The sequence below is a fragment of the Clostridium sp. AF36-4 genome, assembly GCF_003435975.1.
In the GTDB taxonomy this organism is placed as follows: domain Bacteria; phylum Bacillota; class Clostridia; order Lachnospirales; family Lachnospiraceae; genus Eubacterium_F.
In genome coordinates, this window is the sequence record NZ_QTVH01000010.1 from 14,411 (window position 1) to 32,572 (window position 18,162).

Sequence of the window (18,162 nt, forward strand, 5' to 3'; positions counted from 1 at the left end):
CTACATAGAGGCAAAAATTAATTACAAATAGGAAGGACTGCAGTATGAAAAAAATAAACACATTGTTTGTTATATTATTTGCTGCTATGGCGGTTTGTGGCTGTGGAAACTCCTCACAGGAAGCACAGGTGAAAAAGCCGGATTCGATTCAGCAAAAGGAACAGAAAAATAAAACCAGCGATTTATTTGAAGTGAAAGATGGTGTACTCATCCGTTACAAAGGAAGCTATCAGACAGAAAGAAAAATTATTCTTCCCGAAAGTGTTAAGGTGATTGGAAAGAAGGCGTTTTCCCTGAGTGAGAAAGAGAAGTGTATGATATACAAACTTAAGACGTCGACACTGGAAATTCCGTCTGATGTAAAGATAAATGAATATGCGTTTTCGGGAGCCGGGCCTTTGAAGGTGACGCTTGCAGAAGGCCGAAAAATGGTAGAAAAGAGTGCTTTTCGCGGCATGGGGAAATATGGAAGCGATTCGGAAGTAATCCTGGCGAACAGTATAGAAGTTATTGATGAATATGCTTTTTACAAAGGGGAGTGTGTAAAAGTAAAATTGGGGAGTGGTTTGCAGCAAGTTAAAAAATATGGTCTGAACGGTGTCATTGTGCGTTCCCTGCCGGATAATTTGAAACAGCTGGATGAGGAATCGCTGGGAGATTCTTATAAATATGTTCATAATATGCCAGAACATTTGGAAAGGCTTGGGACGCATTGCATCCGAATCAATAAGGAAGGACGTGTTCAAATATCGGCGAGCGTGAAGTATATTGCTAAAAATGCTGTTGTGTGGGAAAACAGTGGAAATGGTGATGAAATGGGATTTGATGTGGCAGAGGCAAATCCTAATTATAAAAGCGATGAAAATGGATGGCTGTATTCGAAGGATGGTAAAATAATGTATTTTGCATACTTAATTGGCGATGAGTTTGTGATTCCGGATGGAGTGGAAAAGGTTTACAAAAATGGACTGTATCTATACGAGGATGGGCTTGCAAAAGGCACCGGCACGGTTATTGTAGGGGAGGACCGTGTGAAATTTTTCTGATGCGAGCGTTATACGCTGATTTTTGTCGTATATAATTCTGGTAAATGCCTGAAATGTGTGTTAAAGTGTATTTTATTAGGTAGAGTTTGGTGTAGAAAGGATGTGGATGTTTGGAAAATGAATTAAAGAATCTTGTTAGAGAGCGTATATGGTTTTTGGAACAGGTACGCAGGAAGGCTGAAAAGAGTGTTATGATATCAAATGGTGGTAATTTTATCTGTCGGAAAGTGCGAGGGGCATTTCAATATTATCTTAATGGGGGATATGTGAAAAAAAGCGAAAAAGATAAGTTGAGGATGCTGGCAAAAGACAGGTATTATAAAAAGTTACTTCCTATATTAAATGCTAAGATTGAGGCTGGAAGACAGGCAGTTGAATTTTTCTCGGATTCTGAATTGGAAGATGTGTATTCTCAGATGCATGAAGGTAAGCAAGTTTTATTTACTCCGGATTTTATTCCTATTGAACAAAGAGTTAAGATGTTTGAAAATGAAGATTATGCTGCGAAAACGATGGATGAGGAAGTAACTGGCGAATACTTCACGGCAAATGGTGAGCGTGTGCGCTCGAAGTCGGAGATAATTATAGCGGACCACCTACGGCGTTATGGTGTAGTGTATAAATATGAAAAGCCATTGGAACTCACGGTGCATGGGCGGAGAGTTACCTTTTATCCGGACTTTACGGTTATGAATTCGCGAACCGGCAGGATTTATTATTTGGAGCATTTTGGAATGATGGATAATGAAGATTATTATAATGCGGTTCTGCGAAAACTGGATGCCTTTGAGATGAACCAATTGCTGATTGGCAGGGATGTTTTATTGCTCCATGAAAGTTCAAGCGCACCGTTGAACACCAGGGTGTTGGATTGTTATATTCAGGAATATTTGGTGTGAGGGGGCGTTGCTAAAATTGCCAAAAGCAAGTTGCCATCACTGGTGAGCGCGATGCTACTGGGTAAAAGAGATGGAAGTAATGCTGGCAACTTGTCTTATGCAACCTAAATTGGTGTAAAAGTAAAAAAGAGTTGCATGAGAACGAAAAGAGGTTGCTTCAAAAGCAACGCTGGAGCATTAATATGGAAGAAAGAGTTGTTTTTGGGGCGTAATTTGACGAAATAAGAGAGATAAGAGGCGTGAAACGAGCGAAATAGACAACGCTTAGGGGAAAAAAGAGGGAAAAGCGTTGCATGGGGTGTGGGACGCCATGGATTTGGCGGGGAACGCCGAGGATTGTGCACCTCCTCCGGAAAACTACAAGCCATGCAACCTCGCCTCCGCTCCGCTTCGGCTCGGTCACGGGCTGTCGCCCTATAAAAAAGCTAAAAAACAAATTTTTTTACGTGAGCGAGCTCCCGACAAAATTTGTTTTTACCTTTTTTGCATGGCTTGTAGTTTTCGTGAAAAAAGTGCTTGCATTATGGAAAAAGGTATGGTAGACTAATATTTGCTGTGACATGATAGCGATGAAGCGTGAGGTTGCCACCATCCGGTGGGTTTTTCCGTGGAGCGAATGTCAAGAGGCCGAGATCAGCAAATTCGGCCGGAAACCCTGACGGCAAGTCACTGTACAGTAACATATTTTCTGCCAAGGAGCAGATAAACGTGTGAGTCAAGCCTCCATAGGGAGGATTTTTGAATGAACCGATATGACACACACGGATGAGTGTACAGTCACCACTTGTCGTACTATTACCAAATAAAGTACGAAAAGGAGGCGACTATTTTTTATGGCAAGTAAAAAAAGTCAGAAAATGAGAATTATCCTGAAGGCATACGATCATCAGTTGATCGACTTTGCAGCATCTAAGTTGATTGATACTGTAAAGAAAACGGGAGCAAAGGTGAGTGGGCCTGTGCCACTTCCTACGAAAAAAGAAGTTGTTACCATTCTTAGAGCGGTACACAAATACAAAGATTCCCGTGAGCAGTTCGAGCAGAGAACTCACAAAAGACTGATTGATGTATTGACACCTTCACAGAAGACTGTAGATGCACTTTCCCGTTTGGAAATGCCTGCAGGCGTTGCAATTGACATCAAAATGAAATAAGAACCTATGGTTATGATGCGGTCTACGGTTCAGGACAAAACAGTAACCATCTAGGATGATTGGTTTGAGAAAATCAATCCGCTGTAGATTTTATAGGAGGAAAGAAGAAATGAAGAAAGCTATTGTAGCTACAAAAGTTGGAATGACACAGATTTTCAACGAAGACGGTGTGTTGACACCGGTTACCGTACTTCAGGCTGGTCCGGTATATGTTTCTCAGATTAAGACAGTTGAGAACGATGGATACGAAGCAGTACAGGTAGCGTATGGCGATGTTCGCGAGAAATTAGTGAACAAGCCGGTAAAAGGACACTTAGAAAAAGCAGGTATCGAGAATAAGAGATTCCTCACAGAGTTTAAATTCGAGAATGCTGCAGAGTATGAGTTGGGCCAGGAAATTAAAGCAGACATCTTTGAAGCCGGTGACAAAATTGACGTTACTGCGAAGACAAAAGGTAAAGGTTTCCAGGGTGCAATTAAGCGTCATGGACAGTCTCGCGGACCAATGGGTCACGGTTCCAAATTCCATAGACATGCTGGTTCCAACGGTTCGGCATCCGATCCGAGTAAAGTATTCAAAGGCAAGAAAATGCCTGGTCAGATGGGTGCAGTACAGGTTACCATTCAGAATCTTGAGATTGTCCGCGTAGATGCAGAAAATAATTTGATTCTGGTTAAGGGAGCTGTTCCGGGACCGAAGAAATCAACAGTAATTATTAAAGAATCCGTTAAGGCATAACTTTTCGGAAAGGAGGAAGACACAGATGGCAAGTGTATCTGTTTATAATAAGGAAGGCAAAGAAGTAGAGAAAATCGACTTGAACGATTCCGTATTTGCCGCTCCGGTAAATGAGCATTTGGTTCATATGGCGGTTGTTTTACAGCTCGCTAATAAACGTCAGGGAACACAGAAAGCTAAGACACGTTCTGAAGTTCGTGGCGGTGGTAGAAAACCATGGAGACAGAAAGGAACTGGTCATGCTAGACAGGGTTCCATCCGTGCTCCACAGTGGACAGGCGGCGGCGTTGTGTTCGCACCGGTTCCGAGAGATTATTCTTTCAAAATGAACAAAAAAGAAAAAGCAGCAGCGATGAAATCCGTTTTATCTTCTAAAGTAAATGAGGAAAAACTTATCGTTGTAGATTCTCTTGATATGGAAGCTCCAAAGACAAAAGAGATGAAGCAGATTCTTAGTAATTTGAAAGCTGAAAAAGCGTTGGTAGTAGTTGATGGTGATGCATCAAACGCAATTCTTTCTGTTAGAAACATTCCGACAGCAAGAGGTGTGTACAACAATTCTATTAGTGTTTACGACGTATTGAAGTATGACACAGTAGTCATTACCAAGAGCGCTGTAAAAGCAATCGAGGAGGTGTACGCATAATGGCAGATTTAAGATATTATGACATTATTGATAAACCGGTTATCACAGAGAAATCTATGGCTGGTATGGAATATAAAAGATATACATTTTATGTTCATACAGAAGCTACAAAGTCCCAGATTAAAGAGGCAGTAGAAAAGATGTTCCCTGGAACCAAAGTTGCGAAAGTAAACACCATGAATTTGGATGGTAAAAAACGCAGACGTGGTATGGTAGTTGGCAAGACAGCAAAGAAGAAAAAAGCGATTGTTCAATTGACAGAGGACAGTGCTGATATTGAGATTTTTGAAGGACTTTAAATCGAAAGGAGTGTAACAAATGGGAATCAAAACTTATAACCCATATACCCCTTCTAGAAGAAACATGAGCGGTTACGATTTCGAAGAGATTACAGCATCTACTCCGGAGAAATCCCTGACAACTTCTTTGAAGAAGCATGCAGGACGTAATGCGCAGGGAAAAATCACAGTGAGACATCACGGTGGTGGTTCTAGAAGAAAATACAGAATTATCGACTTTAAAAGAAATAAGGATGGTATTCCGGCAACCGTTAAATCGATTGAGTACGATCCAAACAGAACAGCAAACATTGCATTGATTTGTTATGCAGATGGAGAAAAGAAATACATTCTTGCTCCTGTAGGACTTAAAGTAGGACAGACCGTTATGAACGGTGCCGAAGCTGAAATTAAAGTCGGAAACTGCATGGAATTAAAAGATATGCCGGTTGGTACACAGATTCATAACATCGAGATGTACCCTGGTCATGGCGGACAGCTTGTTCGTGCTGCTGGTGTTAGTGCACAGCTCATGGCTAAAGAAGGCAAATATGCAATTATCCGTATGCCATCCGGCGAGATGAGAATGGTGCCAATCGTGTGCCGTGCTTCCATCGGTCAGGTAGGAAATACAGAGCATAACCTTGTAAACATTGGTAAAGCAGGACGTAAACGTCATATGGGTATCCGCCCAACAGTTCGTGGTTCTGTCATGAACCCGAATGACCATCCACACGGTGGTGGTGAAGGTAAAGCACCTGTTGGTCGTCCGGGACCATGTACACCTTGGGGCAAACCTGCTCTTGGTTACAAGACAAGAAAGAAAAATAAACAGTCGAATAAGATGATTATCCGTCGTAGAGATGGTAAAGCGCTTAGCAAGTAATTTGGCGCAGAACCGAAATAAAGGAGGTAAAACGTAGTGTCACGTTCATTAAAAAAAGGACCATTCGCTGATGCGCATCTGTTGAAGAAAATTGATGCCATGAACGAATCCGGAGATAAAACAGTAATTAAAACCTGGTCACGTCGTTCCACTATCTTCCCTAGCTTCGTGGGTCACACGATTGCAGTCCATGACGGAAGAAAACATGTACCGGTATATGTGACAGAAGATATGGTAGGTCACAAACTTGGTGAGTTCGTTTCCACAAGAACTTACAGAGGTCATGGAAAAGACGAGAAGAGAGGTTAAAACGTTGCGGATGACGGACGTTTTTGAGAAATGAAAGTTTCAATGTATGAATGTATGAAAGGAGGTTTCTGAAAAGTGGCTAAAGGACATAGATCACAGATTAAGAAAGAAAGAAACCAGAACAAAGATACAAGACCATCTGCTAAACTGTCACATGCCAGAATTTCTGCTCAGAAAGCAGGATTCGTATTGGATGCAATCCGTGGCAAAGATGTACAGACTGCACTTGGTATTTTGGAATACAATCCAAGATATGCATCATCAGTAATTAAGAAATTATTGAATTCTGCCATTGCAAATGCTGAGAACAACAATGGCATGGACCCGGAAAATCTCTACGTTGATGAGTGCTTTGCCAACAAGGCAACTACAATGAAGAGAATCAGACCAAGAGCTCGTGGTATGGCATACCGTATTGAGAAGAGAATGTGCCACATTACCATCATCTTGAATGAAAGATAATGAAAGGAGATTAAGATGGGACAGAAGGTAAATCCACACGGTTTAAGAGTCGGCGTTATCAAAGACTGGGAATCCAGATGGTTTGCAGATGACGAGAATTTCTCCGACAACTTAGTAGAAGATTATAAAATCCGTGAATTTTTAAAGAAAAAATTGTATCATGCCGGTATTTCCAAAATTGAGATCGAGAGAACAAACGATCGCGTAAAAGTTTTGGTATACACAGCAAAACCAGGTGTTGTTATCGGTAAAGGCGGCGCTGAAATCGAGAAGTTGAAAGGTGAACTTGCTAAATATTCTACGAAGAAAGTGCTTGTTGACATCAAAGAAGTAAAAAGACCGGATAACGATGCACAGTTGGTTGCAGAAAATATCGCACAGCAGCTTGAGAATCGTATTTCTTTCCGTCGTGCAATGAAATCCTGCATGGGAAGAGCTATGAAAGCTGGCGCAAAGGGAATCAAAACTTCCTGCTCCGGACGTTTGGGCGGTGCCGATATGGCTCGTACAGAGTTCTACAGTGAAGGAAACATTCCGTTGCAGACACTTCGTGCTGATATTGATTATGGATTTGCAGAAGCAAATACAACTTATGGTAAGATTGGTGTTAAGACATGGATCTACCATGGTGAGGTACTTCCAACCAAAGGTAAAAAACCAGCTAAGGCTAGTTCAAAGGAAGGGAGCGATAAATAATGTTAATGCCTAAAAGAGTAAAACGTCGTAAACAGTTCCGTGGCTCCATGAGAGGTAAAGCAACTCGCGGAAATAAGATTACGTATGGTGAATACGGACTTGTGGCAACAGAGCCACACTGGATTCGTTCCAATCAGATCGAGGCAGCCCGTATCGCAATGACACGTTATACAAAACGTGGTGGTAAAGTTTGGATTAAGATTTTCCCAGATAAGCCGGTAACAAAGACACCTGCTGAAACTCGAATGGGTAAAGGTAAAGGTGCTTTGGAGTACTGGGTAGCAGTTGTTAAACCGGGAAGAGTTATGTTTGAAATTTCCGGTGTGCCTGAAGAAACCGCAAGAGAGGCGCTTCGCTTGGCTATGCATAAGCTGCCAATCAAATGTAAAATCGTTTCTCGTGCAGATTTAGAAGGAGGTGCGGGCAGTGAAGACTAAGGAATTTATGAATGGAATTGCAGACATGTCTATGGCTGAATTAAACGATGAGTTAGTGGCTGCTAAGAAAGAGCTGTTTAACTTAAGATTCCAGAATGCAACAAACCAACTTGATAATACCAGCAGAATCAAAGAAGTTAGAAGAAACATTGCTCGTATTCAGACAGCAATGTCCAAAGAGAGAAAAGCAAACTAAGCTGAGGAAAGGAGGATATTGTTGTGGAAAGAAATCTTAGAAAAACCCGTACAGGTAAGGTTGTAAGTAATAAAATGGATAAAACCATCGTTGTTGCAGTAGTTGACAACGTAAAACACCCACTTTACGGAAAAATCGTAAAAAGAACTTATAAATTAAAGGCTCATGATGAGAACAACGAGTGCAACATTGGTGATAGAGTGAAGGTTATGGAGACAAGACCTTTGTCTAAAGACAAGAGATGGAGACTTGTTGAGATTATCGAAAAGGCAAAATAATTTGTGGCCAGAAAGGAGTATTTATTATGGTACAGCAGGAGACCAGATTAAAGGTTGCTGACAACACTGGCGCAAAGGAATTATTGTGCATCCGTGTTCTCGGTGGATCTGTTAGAAGATATGCCGCTGTAGGTGACATTATCGTTGCTACGGTTAAAGATGCAACACCAGGCGGAGTTGTTAAAAAAGGTGATGTTGTAAAAGCGGTTGTAGTCAGAACAGTAAAGGAGATTCGTCGTCCGGATGGTTCTTATATTCGTTTTGATGAAAACGCAGCAGTAATCATCAAAGATGACAAGACTCCAAGAGGAACTCGTATTTTTGGACCGGTAGCTAGAGAGTTAAGAGACAAACAATTCATGAAGATTGTTTCCTTAGCACCAGAAGTATTATAAGGAGGTGTCCCCAAGTGGCAACATCAAAGATTAAAAAAGGTGATACCGTTCGCGTTATTGCCGGTGTAGATAAAGGAAAAGAAGGAAAAGTCCTTGCAGTAAAAGATGGTAAAGTTAAGGTTGAGGGCATCAACAAAGTAAAGATGCATATTAAGCCTAACCAGTCAAATGCAAAGGGCGGAATCGTTGAAGAAGAAGCTTTCTTCGATGTTTCCAACGTAATGTACGTTGTTGATGGCGATGTTACCAGAATCGGTTTCAAAGTTGAGGATGGTAAGGAAAAAGTTCGCTATGCCAAAAAAACAGGCGCTGTGATTGATTAATAAAGAGAGGAGGTACTGTTAGAATGGCAAGATTAAAAGAGACATATTTGAACGAAATCGTAGATGCTATGATGAAAAAGTTCGAGTATAAAAACGTTATGCAGGTACCAAAGCTCGATAAGATTGTAATCAATATGGGCGTTGGCGAAGCAAAAGAAAATTCAAAAGTGTTAGATACAGCAATTAGTGATCTTGAGATTATCACTGGTCAGAAGGCGGTTGTTACAAGAGCAAAGAAATCCGTCGCAAACTTCAAACTGCGTGAGGGTCAGCCAATCGGTTGTAAAGTTACTCTTCGTGGTGCAAAAATGTATGAGTTTGCAGATCGTTTGATTAACCTTGCACTTCCACGAGTACGTGACTTCCGTGGTGTAAACCCGAACGCGTTTGATGGTCGTGGTAACTATGCTCTTGGTATCAAAGAGCAGCTGATCTTCCCGGAAATCGAGTATGATAAAGTAGACAAAGTTCGTGGTATGGATATCATCTTTGTTACTACTGCAAATACCGATGAAGAAGCACGTGAACTCTTGGCACAGTTTGGTATGCCGTTTAAGAAATAGTTAGGAGGTTATTTCATGGCTAAGAAGTCTATGAAGATTAAGCAGCAGCGTAATGCAAAATTCTCTACCAGAGAATACAGCCGTTGCAAGATTTGTGGTCGTCCACATGGATATCTGAGAAAATACGGAATCTGCAGAATTTGCTTCCGTGAGTTGGCGTACAAAGGACAGATTCCTGGCGTGCGCAAAGCAAGTTGGTAAGGAGGAAAACGAAATGACAATGAGCGATCCAATTGCAGATATGCTTACAAGAATCCGTAATGCAAATACTGCAAAACATGATACAGTTGATGTTCCTGCCTCCAAAATGAAGATTTCGATTGCTGAGATTCTTTTGAAGGAAGGATACATTAAAAACTTTGAAGTAGTAGATGTTGATAATTTCAAATCTATTCATATTACAATGAAATATGGCAAAGACAAGAATGAAAAAATCATTTCCGGTCTTAAGAGAATTTCCAAACCAGGTCTGCGTATTTACGCTGGTGCAGAAGAATTACCTAAGGTTCTCGGCGGACTTGGTATTGCTATTATTTCCACAAACAAAGGTGTGCTTACTGACAAAGATGCACGCAAAGAGAACGTTGGCGGCGAAGTATTAGCTTTCGTTTGGTAATAGAAACAATTAACCCCATAAAATAAAAATTAGGAGGTACCGGCATGTCACGAATTGGAAGAATGCCTATCGCGATTCCTGCAGGTGTAACTGTGGATATTGCAGAAAATAATCAGGTGACGGTAAAAGGTCCTAAGGGAACACTCGAAAGAGTCCTTCCTGCAGAGATGACCATTACAAAAGAGGGCGAAGAAGTTAAAGTTACTCGTCCAAACGATTTGAAAAAGATGAAATCCCTTCATGGTTTAACTCGTACATTGATTAACAACATGATTATCGGTGTTACAGAAGGCTATGAGAAGAGACTGGAAGTAAACGGTGTTGGTTACCGTGCTGCTAAGCAGGGTAAAAAACTTACACTTTCTCTTGGATACTCTCATCCGGTTGAGATGGAAGATCCGGAAGGAATTGAAGTAACTGTTGACGGACAGAACCTTATTATTGTAAAGGGAATTGACAAAGAAAAAGTTGGCCAGTATGCGGCTGAAATCCGCGAGAAGAGAGCACCGGAACCATATAAAGGTAAAGGTATCAAATATGTGGATGAAGTAATCAGACGTAAAGTTGGTAAGACTGGTAAGAAATAAGAAAGGAGTAAGTAAGAATGGTTAGCAAGAAAAATAGAAGCGAAGTTCGCGTAAACAAACACAGAAGAATCCGCAGCCGTTTGTCTGGTACTCCTGAACAACCACGTTTGGCTGTATTCCGTAGCAATAATCATATGTATGCTCAGATTATTGACGATGTCGCTGGTAATACAATCGTATCGGCATCTACTGTTCAGGCAGATGTAAAAGAAGGTCTTACAAAGACAAACAATACCGAAGCAGCAGCTAAGCTTGGCGAAGTAATCGCTAAGAAAGCATTGGATAACGGTATTAAGACTGTTGTATTTGACCGTGGCGGTTATATTTATCAGGGTAAAGTAAAAGCATTGGCAGAAGCAGCAAGAGAAGCTGGTCTGGAATTCTAAGCAAGGAGGAAAACACATGAAACGTGAAATTATTGATGCTAGTCAGTTTGAATTAGAAGATAATGTAGTATCAATTAAACGTGTAACCAAGGTTGTTAAGGGCGGACGTAACATGCGATTCACAGCTCTCGTTGTTGTTGGTGACCACAACGGACACGTTGGTGCAGGTTTGGGAAAAGCAATGGAAATCCCGGAAGCAATCCGTAAAGGAAAAGAAGACGCAATGAAGAAACTCATCGAAGTACCTTTGGATGAGAACAAGAGTATTCCTCATGACTTCATTGGTAAGTTCGGCAGTGCATCCGTATTGATGAAAAAGTCTCCAGAAGGTACCGGTATCATCGCCGGTGGTCCGGCTCGTGCCGTTTTGGAACTTGCAGGATTTAAAAATATTCGTACGAAGTCTCTCGGCTCCCGTAATAAGCAGAACGTAGTTCTTGCTACAATTGCCGGTTTGAATGAGTTGAAGACTCCGGAAGAAGTAGCAAAACTTCGCGGAATTTCCGTAGACGAAGTTTTGGGCTAGGAGGTGCAAACAAATGGCAGGTAAATTGAAAATCACATTAGTCAAGTCTACCATCGGTGCAATTCCAAAGCATAGAAAAACGGTAGAAGCTCTTGGCCTTAAAAAATTAAACAAAACAGTTGAGATGCCTGATAACGCTGCTACACGTGGTCAGATTCAGCAGATTAGACATCTTGTGAAGGTTGAAGAAATCTAATCAAGGAGGTGCACAAAATGAACTTATCAGAGTTGAAGCCAGCCGAAGGCGCTAAGCAGAGCAATGAGTTCCGCAGAGGCCGTGGTCATGGTTCAGGAAATGGTAAAACTGCCGGTAAAGGTCATAAAGGACAGAAAGCTCGTTCAGGAGCTCCAAGACCTGGTTTTGAAGGTGGTCAGTTGCCATTGTATAGAAGATTGCCAAAGAGAGGGTTTACAAACATCAACAGCAAAAATATTATTGGAATTGGTGTAGACCGTCTGAATGCTTTTGAAGACGGTGCAGAAGTAACAGTAGCTGCATTGGTTGAAAAAGGTATTGTAAGCAATCCGAAAGATGGAGTTAAGATTCTTGGAAATGGAGAATTAACCAAAAAGCTTGATGTTAAAGTGAATGCTTACAGCGCAAGTGCTGTTGAAAAAATTCAGGCTGCTGGTGGAAAAGCAGAGGTGATCTAATGTTAACAACCATTCAAAATGCGTTAAAAACAAAAGAAATCCGTATGAAACTGCTTTATGTGTTGATTGGTCTTGTAATCGTGAGAATCGGATGTAATATTCCGATTCCCGGTACAAAGCCGGATGTAATGCAGAACTTGTTTAGCAGCAACCAGTCCCTTGGATTTTTGGATGTTATGACAGGTGGTTCATTCTCAAGGATGTCTATTTTTGCATTGAACATCACGCCTTACATCACTGCATCTATTATCTTACAGCTTTTGACAATCGCAATTCCGCGTTTGGAAGAGATGCAGAAAGATGGAGAAGATGGACGTAAAAAGATTAACGAGTACACACGTTACCTTTCAATTGCGCTCGCAGTTATTGAAGGTGCAGCAATCGTAATTGGTTTCAGAAACCAGGGATTGTTTGGTACGGATAATCCACAGAGCAGTATGACAACAGCAATTGTTGTCGCAGTTGCCGCTTTGACAGCAGGTGCCGCATTTATGATGTGGCTTGGAGAACAGATTACGGAAAAAGGTGTTGGTAATGGTATTTCCATTATCCTGTTGATTAACATCGTTGCCCGTATCCCAAATGATTTATCAAACTTATATCAGAACTATGTTGCAAAACCAACGGATGTAACAAGCAAGATTATTGCTGCAGTTATTATTCTTGCAATTATCGTTGCCATGTTTGTATTCATCGTATTTTTGCAGGATGGTGAAAGAAGAATTCCGGTACAGTATGCGAAAAAGATTCAGGGACATAAAGTATCCGGTGGACAGTCCAGCCACATTCCTTTGAAGGTAAATACGGCGGGCGTTATCCCGGTAATCTTTGCAAGTTCTATGATGTCTCTTCCGGTTGTTATTGCAAGTTTTGCGGGTATTCAGCCAAAGACTGGTCCGGACGCAACATTCTTCCAGAAGTTCCTTACACTCTGTAACCAGAGTGACTGGTGCAAAATTGGAAGCTTTGCAGAATTTAAATATACATTGGGATTGTTGATTTATATTGGATTGGTAATTTTCTTTGCATATTTTTATACATCTGTAACGTTTAATCCATTGGAGATTTCCAATAACATGAAAAAACAGGGTGGCTTCATTCCGGGTATTCGTCCTGGTAAGCCTACCACAGAGTACTTGACAACAGTACTTAACAGCATTATTTTCCTGGGAGCAATCGGAATGGTTATCGTATGTGCGTTGCCAATCTTTTTCTCAGGTGCGTTTGGTGCGGATGTATCCTTTAGTGGAACATCACTCATCATCGTAGTCGGCGTTGTTATTGAGACAATCAAGCAGATCGAATCTCTTGTATTGGTACGCCACTACAAAGGTTTCTTGGGTAATTAATAATGAAGTAACCGCGGTCGAATGACCGTTACAGCTAAGCGGCGCTGATTGAATAACAAAAATTCAAATTGGCGCCGTTTTAGCCTATGATTGGAAAGGATATAAAGTCATGAAAATTGTTATGTTAGGGGCTCCGGGTGCCGGAAAAGGAACCCAGGCGAAAATGATTTCTGAAAAATATGGTGTTCCTCATATTTCTACCGGTGATATTTTCCGTGCTAATATCAAGGAAAATACGCCATTGGGGCAAAAAGCAAAAGAATATATGGACAAAGGACTTTTAGTTCCGGATGAGCTTGTCGTAGATCTTGTTGTTGACAGACTGGCTCAGGATGATGCAAAAAAGGGATATGTTCTGGATGGATTTCCGAGAACAATTCCGCAGGCTGAGGCTTTGACAGAAGCACTTAGTAAAATTGGCGAGAAACTGGATTATGCGATTGATGTTGATGTGCCGGATGAGAATATTGTGCGCCGTATGTCGGGAAGACGTGCATGCGTAAGCTGTGGCGGCACATATCATATTAAGTATAATCCGACAAAGGTCGAAGGTGTTTGTGACGCATGCGGTGGCGAATTGATTCTTCGCGACGATGACAAACCGGAAACCGTAGAGCAGAGATTGCGTGTTTATCATGAACAGACTCAACCATTGATTGACTATTATACCAAAGAGGGTATTTTGAAAGAAGTAGATGGAACGATTGACTTAGAGGATGTATTCGCGGAGATTACCAAAATTCTTGGTTAAAAAGGTTTCATAGGCAGGCAGAGAAATGGAGGCAGACAATGGCAGTAACCATTAAGTCGAAAGAGGAGATTCAGTGTATGCGTGATGCAGGCAAAATCTTAGCCGAAGTACATGAAAAACTGGCAGAAATCATTGCGCCGGGAATTACTTCACTTGAGATTGACAGAAAAGGGGAAGAACTTATCCGTAATGCCGGCTGCATTCCTTCCTTTAAAGGATACGAGGGGTATCCTGCCTCAATCTGTGTGTCAATTAATGATGAGGTGGTGCATGGTATTCCATCGAAAGAACATCATTTATTCGATGGAGATATTGTGAGTCTGGATGCCGGCGTAATTTACAAAGGGTATCAGTCCGATGCGGCAAGAACTCACGGTGTTGGAACAATTGATGCTGAGGCAAAGCGATTGATTGAAGTGACAAAAGAAAGTTTTTTTCGGGGAATTGCTTTTGCTAAAGCAGGAAATCGTTTGTACGATATTTCCGCAGCAATTCAGAGGTATGTGGAGAGTCAGGGATTTTCGGTTGTCCGCGATTTAGTAGGACATGGAATTGGAACAGAGATGCATGAGGAACCGGAAATTCCAAATTTTAAACCGAGATTTGGAAGAGGTATCCGGTTAAAAGCAGGCATGACACTGGCGATAGAGCCGATGGTTAATGCAGGCAGTTATGATGTATGGATGTTAGAAGATGACTGGACTATCGTGACACAGGATGGTTCCAATGCAGCACATTATGAGAATACGATATTGGTCACAGACGGTGAACCAGAGATTTTGTCATTGAATTAGGAGGTAAAGAATGTCAAAAGCAGACGTTATTGAAATTGAGGGAACAGTTATTGAAAAATTACCAAACGCAATGTTTCAGGTAGAGTTGGAAAATGGGCATAAAGTATTGGCTCATATCAGCGGAAAACTTCGTATGAATTACATCCGTATTCTTCCAGGCGACAAAGTAACACTTGAGTTGTCCCCATATGATTTAACAAAGGGAAGAATTGTTTGGCGTGACAAATAATTGGCTAGTCCAATTTTTTGTAAATACCGCTTGCAATTTGAAAAATCATATGTTATACTTGTAAGCGGACTTTTTTGAAAGGAGGGTATTACTGTGAAAGTAAGATCATCAGTAAAACCGATTTGCGAAAAATGCAAAGTCATTAAAAGAAAGGGTCGTATCAGAGTAATCTGTGAGAATCCAAAACACAAACAAAGACAGGGATAAGGAATATATCGAATACCTAAAGAAATCTCTTTGGGTTGTTTTCGTGTTTATAAATTCCAGTTCTTGCTTTCTGTGTTACAACATCAACCGTCATAGAATGGCTGGCCCCATTCGTTATCGATGTTGTGATATTGCAACGGTAAGCAGTACTTTGTTCTCCTTTTTTGTTTTAAGAATGCTTAGGTTTGGCAGAGAGATAAAAAAGGTTCTTGCATTGTATTGTTGTTGTGATTTAAAGCGGCTGCAAGGTGTCTGCAAAGGACAGGCACGCGAAGGATGCAGAAGCATCCGGGAAACGGAAAATGCATGACATTTTCCAGAAAAAAACAAAAAAAGATTAATGGAGGTGCAAAGCACACATGGCTCGTATCAGTGGTGTAGATTTACCAAGAGAAAAACGTGTTGAAATAGGTCTTACCTATATTTACGGCATCGGTGTTGCCAGTTCTAAGAGAATTCTGGCTGAGGCAAATGTTGACCCGGACATCCGTTGTAAAGATTTGACAGATGAGGATGTATCGAAGATTCGTGATGTCATCGACCGTACACAGACTGTTGAGGGTGATCTTCGTAGAGAAGTTGCGCTTAACATCAAGAGATTACAGGAAATTGGATGCTACAGAGGTATTCGTCACAGAAAGGGACTTCCGGTTCGTGGTCAGAAGACAAAGACTAACGCAAGAACAAGAAAAGGTCCTAAACGTACAGTAGCAAACAAGAAGAAATAATATAGGAGGGTAAGACAGTGGCTAAACAAACTGCAAAAAAAGTGACAAAAAAGCGTGTCAAAAAGAATATTGACCGCGGACAGGCACATATTCAGTCATCTTTTAATAATACAATCGTAACACTGACAGATATGCAGGGTAATGCTATCTCTTGGGCAAGCGCAGGTGGACTTGGATTCAGAGGTTCTAAGAAATCCACTCCATATGCAGCTCAGATGGCAGCAGAGACAGCAGCAAAGGCTGCGTTGCCTCATGGATTGAAATCAGTAGAAGTAATGGTTAAAGGACCGGGTACTGGTCGTGAAGCAGCGATCCGTGCGATTCAGGCATGCGGTATTGAAGTAACAAGTATTCAGGATGTTACACCGGTTCCACATAATGGTTGTAGACCACCAAAACGTAGAAGAGTATAATCAAGAATTTTAGGAGGAAATTAGAATGGCTAGAGATATGACACCTGTTCTGAAAAGATGTAGATCTCTTGATCTTGACCCGGTATATTTGGGAATTGACAAGAAATCCAAGAGAAATGCTAGAACCGGAAAGAAATTAAGTGAATATGGACAGCAGCTGCGTGAGAAACAGAAAGCAAAATTCATCTACGGAGTTTTGGAGAAACCTTTCCGTAACTATTTTGCACGCGCACAGAAGTTGAAATATGGAACAACAGGTGATAACCTGATGATTCTTTTGGAGCTGAGACTTGATAACGTTATGTTCCGTTTGGGATACGGACGTACAAGAAAAGAAGCCCGCCAGATTGTTGACCATAAACATGTACTTGTAAATGGTAAAACAGTAAACATCCCATCTTATCAGTTGAAAGCTGGCGATGTAATTGAGATTAAAGAGAAATTCAAAGGAGCTCAGAGATATAAAGACATCCTTGAAGTAACAGGCGCTAGATTAGTTCCTGCTTGGCTGGAGGCTGATCATGAGGCTCTGTCGGGAACTGTTAAAGCAATCCCTACAAGAGCAGAGATTGATGTACCGGTAAACGATGTGCTTATTGTCGAGTTGTACTCTAAGTAATTAAGTAAACCCAAAAGGAGGGTCCAGTAGTGTTTGATTTTGAAAAGCCTAGAATTGAAATTGCCGAAATTTCGGAAGATAAAAAATATGGACGTTTTGTAGTAGAACCACTTGAAAGAGGATACGGAACTACTTTGGGTAATTCTTTGAGACGAATCATGCTTTCATCTTTACCAGGTTCCGCAGTGAGCCAGATTAAGATTGATGGTGTGGTACATGAGTTCAGCGGAATTCCGGGAGTAAAAGAAGACGTTACAGAAATTGTAATGAACATTAAAAACCTTGCAATTAAGAATAACAGCGAGGATTTGAACACTCCTAAGATGATGTATATTGATGCAACCGGTGAGGGTGTTGTGACCGCAGCGGATATCAAGTGTGACTCGGATATCGAAATTGTTAATTCCGACCAGGTCATTGCTACATTAAACGGCGGTGCCGACAGCAAACTTTACATTGAAATGACAGTAACAAGTGGTCGTGGATATGTAAGTTCGGATAGAAATAAAAGGGATGACATGCCAATTGATGTAATTCCGATTGATTCTATTTACACACCGATTGAGCGAGTAAATATCAAAATTGAGAATACTCGTGTGGGTCAGATTACTGACTTTGATAAGCTGACATTAGATGTATTTACAAACGGTACATTGGAGCCGGATGAGGCTGTCAGCCTTGCTGCTAAAGTGTTGAGTGAGCATTTGAATTCTTTCATCGACCTTTCCGAGAAAGCGAAAATGGCTGAAGTAATTGTCGAGAAAGAGGAAGATGATTCCCAGAAAGTTATGGATATGAACATTGACGAACTGGAATTGTCTGTGCGTTCTTACAACTGCTTGAAGAGAGCAGGAATCAACACAGTAGAAGAGTTGACGAATAAGACTGCTGAGGATATGATGAAAGTTCGTAACTTGGGTCGTAAATCCCTTGAGGAAGTACTTGCTAAGTTGAAAGAACTTGGATTGTCTCTCAGTACAGGTGAATCTGAATAAT

32 protein-coding genes are annotated in these 18,162 nt (G+C 41.1%); all 32 read left to right on the forward strand.

Annotated features, from left to right (window positions below; all coding sequences use genetic code 11):
* Positions 1 to 44 precede the first annotated feature (44 nt).
* The 32 genes from DW005_RS06960 (at position 45) to DW005_RS07120 (ending at position 18,161) form a co-directional block, all read left to right on the forward strand.
* Positions 45 to 1,046 (forward strand): leucine-rich repeat domain-containing protein, encoded by a 1,002-nt coding sequence (locus tag DW005_RS06960; protein ID WP_117478710.1) that lies wholly within the window; start codon positions 45 to 47, stop codon positions 1,044 to 1,046.
* 110 nt (positions 1,047 to 1,156) lie between these two features.
* Positions 1,157 to 1,945, forward strand: coding sequence for a hypothetical protein (locus DW005_RS06965; RefSeq protein ID WP_117478711.1), 789 nt, complete (start codon positions 1,157 to 1,159; stop codon positions 1,943 to 1,945).
* Positions 1,946 to 2,778: 833 nt separating this feature from the next.
* Positions 2,779 to 3,099 (forward strand): 30S ribosomal protein S10, encoded by a 321-nt coding sequence (gene rpsJ, locus DW005_RS06975; protein ID WP_022377222.1) that lies wholly within the window; start codon positions 2,779 to 2,781, stop codon positions 3,097 to 3,099.
* A 109-nt stretch (positions 3,100 to 3,208) separates the two neighbouring features.
* Positions 3,209 to 3,838: a 50S ribosomal protein L3 gene (rplC, locus tag DW005_RS06980; RefSeq protein WP_022377223.1), complete on the forward strand. Its 630-nt coding sequence runs from the start codon at positions 3,209 to 3,211 to the stop codon at positions 3,836 to 3,838.
* A gap of 25 nt (positions 3,839 to 3,863) precedes the next feature.
* Positions 3,864 to 4,484 carry a 50S ribosomal protein L4 gene (rplD, locus tag DW005_RS06985; protein WP_022377224.1) on the forward strand — a complete coding sequence of 207 codons (621 nt, stop codon included), beginning with the start codon at positions 3,864 to 3,866 and terminating at the stop codon, positions 4,482 to 4,484.
* Positions 4,484 to 4,783 carry a 50S ribosomal protein L23 gene (gene rplW, locus DW005_RS06990; protein WP_022377225.1) on the forward strand — a complete coding sequence of 100 codons (300 nt, stop codon included), beginning with the start codon at positions 4,484 to 4,486 and terminating at the stop codon, positions 4,781 to 4,783. Before rplD ends, rplW begins: the two co-directional genes overlap by 1 nt.
* A 19-nt stretch (positions 4,784 to 4,802) precedes the next feature.
* Entirely contained in the window at positions 4,803 to 5,648 is an 846-nt protein-coding gene (rplB, locus tag DW005_RS06995; RefSeq protein ID WP_022377226.1) for a 50S ribosomal protein L2, read from the forward strand.
* 36 nt (positions 5,649 to 5,684) lie between these two features.
* Entirely contained in the window at positions 5,685 to 5,957 is a 273-nt protein-coding gene (gene rpsS, locus DW005_RS07000) for a 30S ribosomal protein S19 (protein ID WP_022377227.1), read from the forward strand.
* 75 nt (positions 5,958 to 6,032) lie between these two features.
* Positions 6,033 to 6,419: a 50S ribosomal protein L22 gene (rplV, locus tag DW005_RS07005; RefSeq protein WP_022377228.1), complete on the forward strand. Its 387-nt coding sequence runs from the start codon at positions 6,033 to 6,035 to the stop codon at positions 6,417 to 6,419.
* Between the two features lie 15 nt (positions 6,420 to 6,434).
* On the forward strand, positions 6,435 to 7,115 hold the full coding sequence (rpsC, locus tag DW005_RS07010; protein WP_022377229.1) for a 30S ribosomal protein S3: 681 nt from the start codon (positions 6,435 to 6,437) through the stop codon (positions 7,113 to 7,115).
* A complete protein-coding gene (gene rplP, locus DW005_RS07015; protein ID WP_022377230.1) occupies positions 7,115 to 7,552 on the forward strand; it encodes a 50S ribosomal protein L16 in 438 nt (145 codons plus the stop codon). The genes rpsC and rplP overlap by 1 nt, the downstream gene beginning before the upstream one ends.
* Positions 7,553 to 7,559: 7 nt before the next feature.
* Complete coding sequence (gene rpmC, locus DW005_RS07020) at positions 7,560 to 7,748, forward strand: 50S ribosomal protein L29 (protein ID WP_117478765.1); 189 nt, start codon at positions 7,560 to 7,562, stop codon at positions 7,746 to 7,748.
* Between the two features lie 23 nt (positions 7,749 to 7,771).
* Positions 7,772 to 8,026: a 30S ribosomal protein S17 gene (gene rpsQ / locus DW005_RS07025; protein ID WP_022377232.1), complete on the forward strand. Its 255-nt coding sequence runs from the start codon at positions 7,772 to 7,774 to the stop codon at positions 8,024 to 8,026.
* 26 nt (positions 8,027 to 8,052) lie between these two features.
* Complete coding sequence (gene rplN / locus DW005_RS07030; protein ID WP_022341223.1) at positions 8,053 to 8,421, forward strand: 50S ribosomal protein L14; 369 nt, start codon at positions 8,053 to 8,055, stop codon at positions 8,419 to 8,421.
* A gap of 14 nt (positions 8,422 to 8,435) precedes the next feature.
* Entirely contained in the window at positions 8,436 to 8,744 is a 309-nt protein-coding gene (gene rplX / locus DW005_RS07035; protein WP_022377233.1) for a 50S ribosomal protein L24, read from the forward strand.
* Positions 8,745 to 8,767: 23 nt separating this feature from the next.
* Entirely contained in the window at positions 8,768 to 9,307 is a 540-nt protein-coding gene (rplE, locus tag DW005_RS07040; RefSeq protein WP_022377234.1) for a 50S ribosomal protein L5, read from the forward strand.
* A gap of 15 nt (positions 9,308 to 9,322) precedes the next feature.
* Complete coding sequence (locus DW005_RS07045) at positions 9,323 to 9,508, forward strand: type Z 30S ribosomal protein S14 (protein ID WP_022377235.1); 186 nt, start codon at positions 9,323 to 9,325, stop codon at positions 9,506 to 9,508.
* A 13-nt stretch (positions 9,509 to 9,521) separates the two neighbouring features.
* Positions 9,522 to 9,923 carry a 30S ribosomal protein S8 gene (rpsH, locus tag DW005_RS07050; protein WP_022377236.1) on the forward strand — a complete coding sequence of 134 codons (402 nt, stop codon included), beginning with the start codon at positions 9,522 to 9,524 and terminating at the stop codon, positions 9,921 to 9,923.
* A gap of 44 nt (positions 9,924 to 9,967) precedes the next feature.
* The gene (gene rplF / locus DW005_RS07055) at positions 9,968 to 10,510 is read left to right on the forward strand and encodes a 50S ribosomal protein L6 (protein ID WP_022377237.1); all 543 of its coding nucleotides are present in this window, start codon (positions 9,968 to 9,970) and stop codon (positions 10,508 to 10,510) included.
* 17 nt (positions 10,511 to 10,527) lie between these two features.
* Positions 10,528 to 10,896 (forward strand): 50S ribosomal protein L18, encoded by a 369-nt coding sequence (gene rplR, locus DW005_RS07060; protein ID WP_022377238.1) that lies wholly within the window; start codon positions 10,528 to 10,530, stop codon positions 10,894 to 10,896.
* Between the two features lie 16 nt (positions 10,897 to 10,912).
* A complete protein-coding gene (gene rpsE / locus DW005_RS07065) occupies positions 10,913 to 11,422 on the forward strand; it encodes a 30S ribosomal protein S5 (RefSeq protein ID WP_022377239.1) in 510 nt (169 codons plus the stop codon).
* 13 nt (positions 11,423 to 11,435) lie between these two features.
* On the forward strand, positions 11,436 to 11,618 hold the full coding sequence (gene rpmD / locus DW005_RS07070) for a 50S ribosomal protein L30 (RefSeq protein WP_022377240.1): 183 nt from the start codon (positions 11,436 to 11,438) through the stop codon (positions 11,616 to 11,618).
* Positions 11,619 to 11,635: 17 nt separating this feature from the next.
* Positions 11,636 to 12,076, forward strand: coding sequence for a 50S ribosomal protein L15 (rplO, locus tag DW005_RS07075; RefSeq protein ID WP_022377241.1), 441 nt, complete (start codon positions 11,636 to 11,638; stop codon positions 12,074 to 12,076).
* Entirely contained in the window at positions 12,076 to 13,425 is a 1,350-nt protein-coding gene (secY, locus tag DW005_RS07080; RefSeq protein ID WP_022377242.1) for a preprotein translocase subunit SecY, read from the forward strand. Before rplO ends, secY begins: the two co-directional genes overlap by 1 nt.
* A gap of 109 nt (positions 13,426 to 13,534) precedes the next feature.
* Complete coding sequence (locus DW005_RS07085; protein WP_022377243.1) at positions 13,535 to 14,176, forward strand: adenylate kinase; 642 nt, start codon at positions 13,535 to 13,537, stop codon at positions 14,174 to 14,176.
* Positions 14,177 to 14,214: 38 nt separating this feature from the next.
* On the forward strand, positions 14,215 to 14,970 hold the full coding sequence (map, locus tag DW005_RS07090) for a type I methionyl aminopeptidase (RefSeq protein ID WP_117478714.1): 756 nt from the start codon (positions 14,215 to 14,217) through the stop codon (positions 14,968 to 14,970).
* A gap of 10 nt (positions 14,971 to 14,980) precedes the next feature.
* On the forward strand, positions 14,981 to 15,199 hold the full coding sequence (infA, locus tag DW005_RS07095; protein WP_022377245.1) for a translation initiation factor IF-1: 219 nt from the start codon (positions 14,981 to 14,983) through the stop codon (positions 15,197 to 15,199).
* Positions 15,200 to 15,292: 93 nt separating this feature from the next.
* Positions 15,293 to 15,406: a 50S ribosomal protein L36 gene (gene rpmJ, locus DW005_RS07100; protein ID WP_117478715.1), complete on the forward strand. Its 114-nt coding sequence runs from the start codon at positions 15,293 to 15,295 to the stop codon at positions 15,404 to 15,406.
* A gap of 359 nt (positions 15,407 to 15,765) precedes the next feature.
* On the forward strand, positions 15,766 to 16,134 hold the full coding sequence (rpsM, locus tag DW005_RS07105) for a 30S ribosomal protein S13 (protein ID WP_022377246.1): 369 nt from the start codon (positions 15,766 to 15,768) through the stop codon (positions 16,132 to 16,134).
* Between the two features lie 17 nt (positions 16,135 to 16,151).
* Positions 16,152 to 16,547 carry a 30S ribosomal protein S11 gene (gene rpsK, locus DW005_RS07110; protein ID WP_022377247.1) on the forward strand — a complete coding sequence of 132 codons (396 nt, stop codon included), beginning with the start codon at positions 16,152 to 16,154 and terminating at the stop codon, positions 16,545 to 16,547.
* Positions 16,548 to 16,572: 25 nt separating this feature from the next.
* Positions 16,573 to 17,166, forward strand: a complete 594-nt coding sequence (rpsD, locus tag DW005_RS07115) for a 30S ribosomal protein S4 (RefSeq protein ID WP_022377248.1) — start codon at positions 16,573 to 16,575, stop codon at positions 17,164 to 17,166.
* Between the two features lie 29 nt (positions 17,167 to 17,195).
* Positions 17,196 to 18,161 (forward strand): DNA-directed RNA polymerase subunit alpha, encoded by a 966-nt coding sequence (locus DW005_RS07120; protein WP_117478716.1) that lies wholly within the window; start codon positions 17,196 to 17,198, stop codon positions 18,159 to 18,161.
* Position 18,162 lies beyond the last annotated feature (1 nt).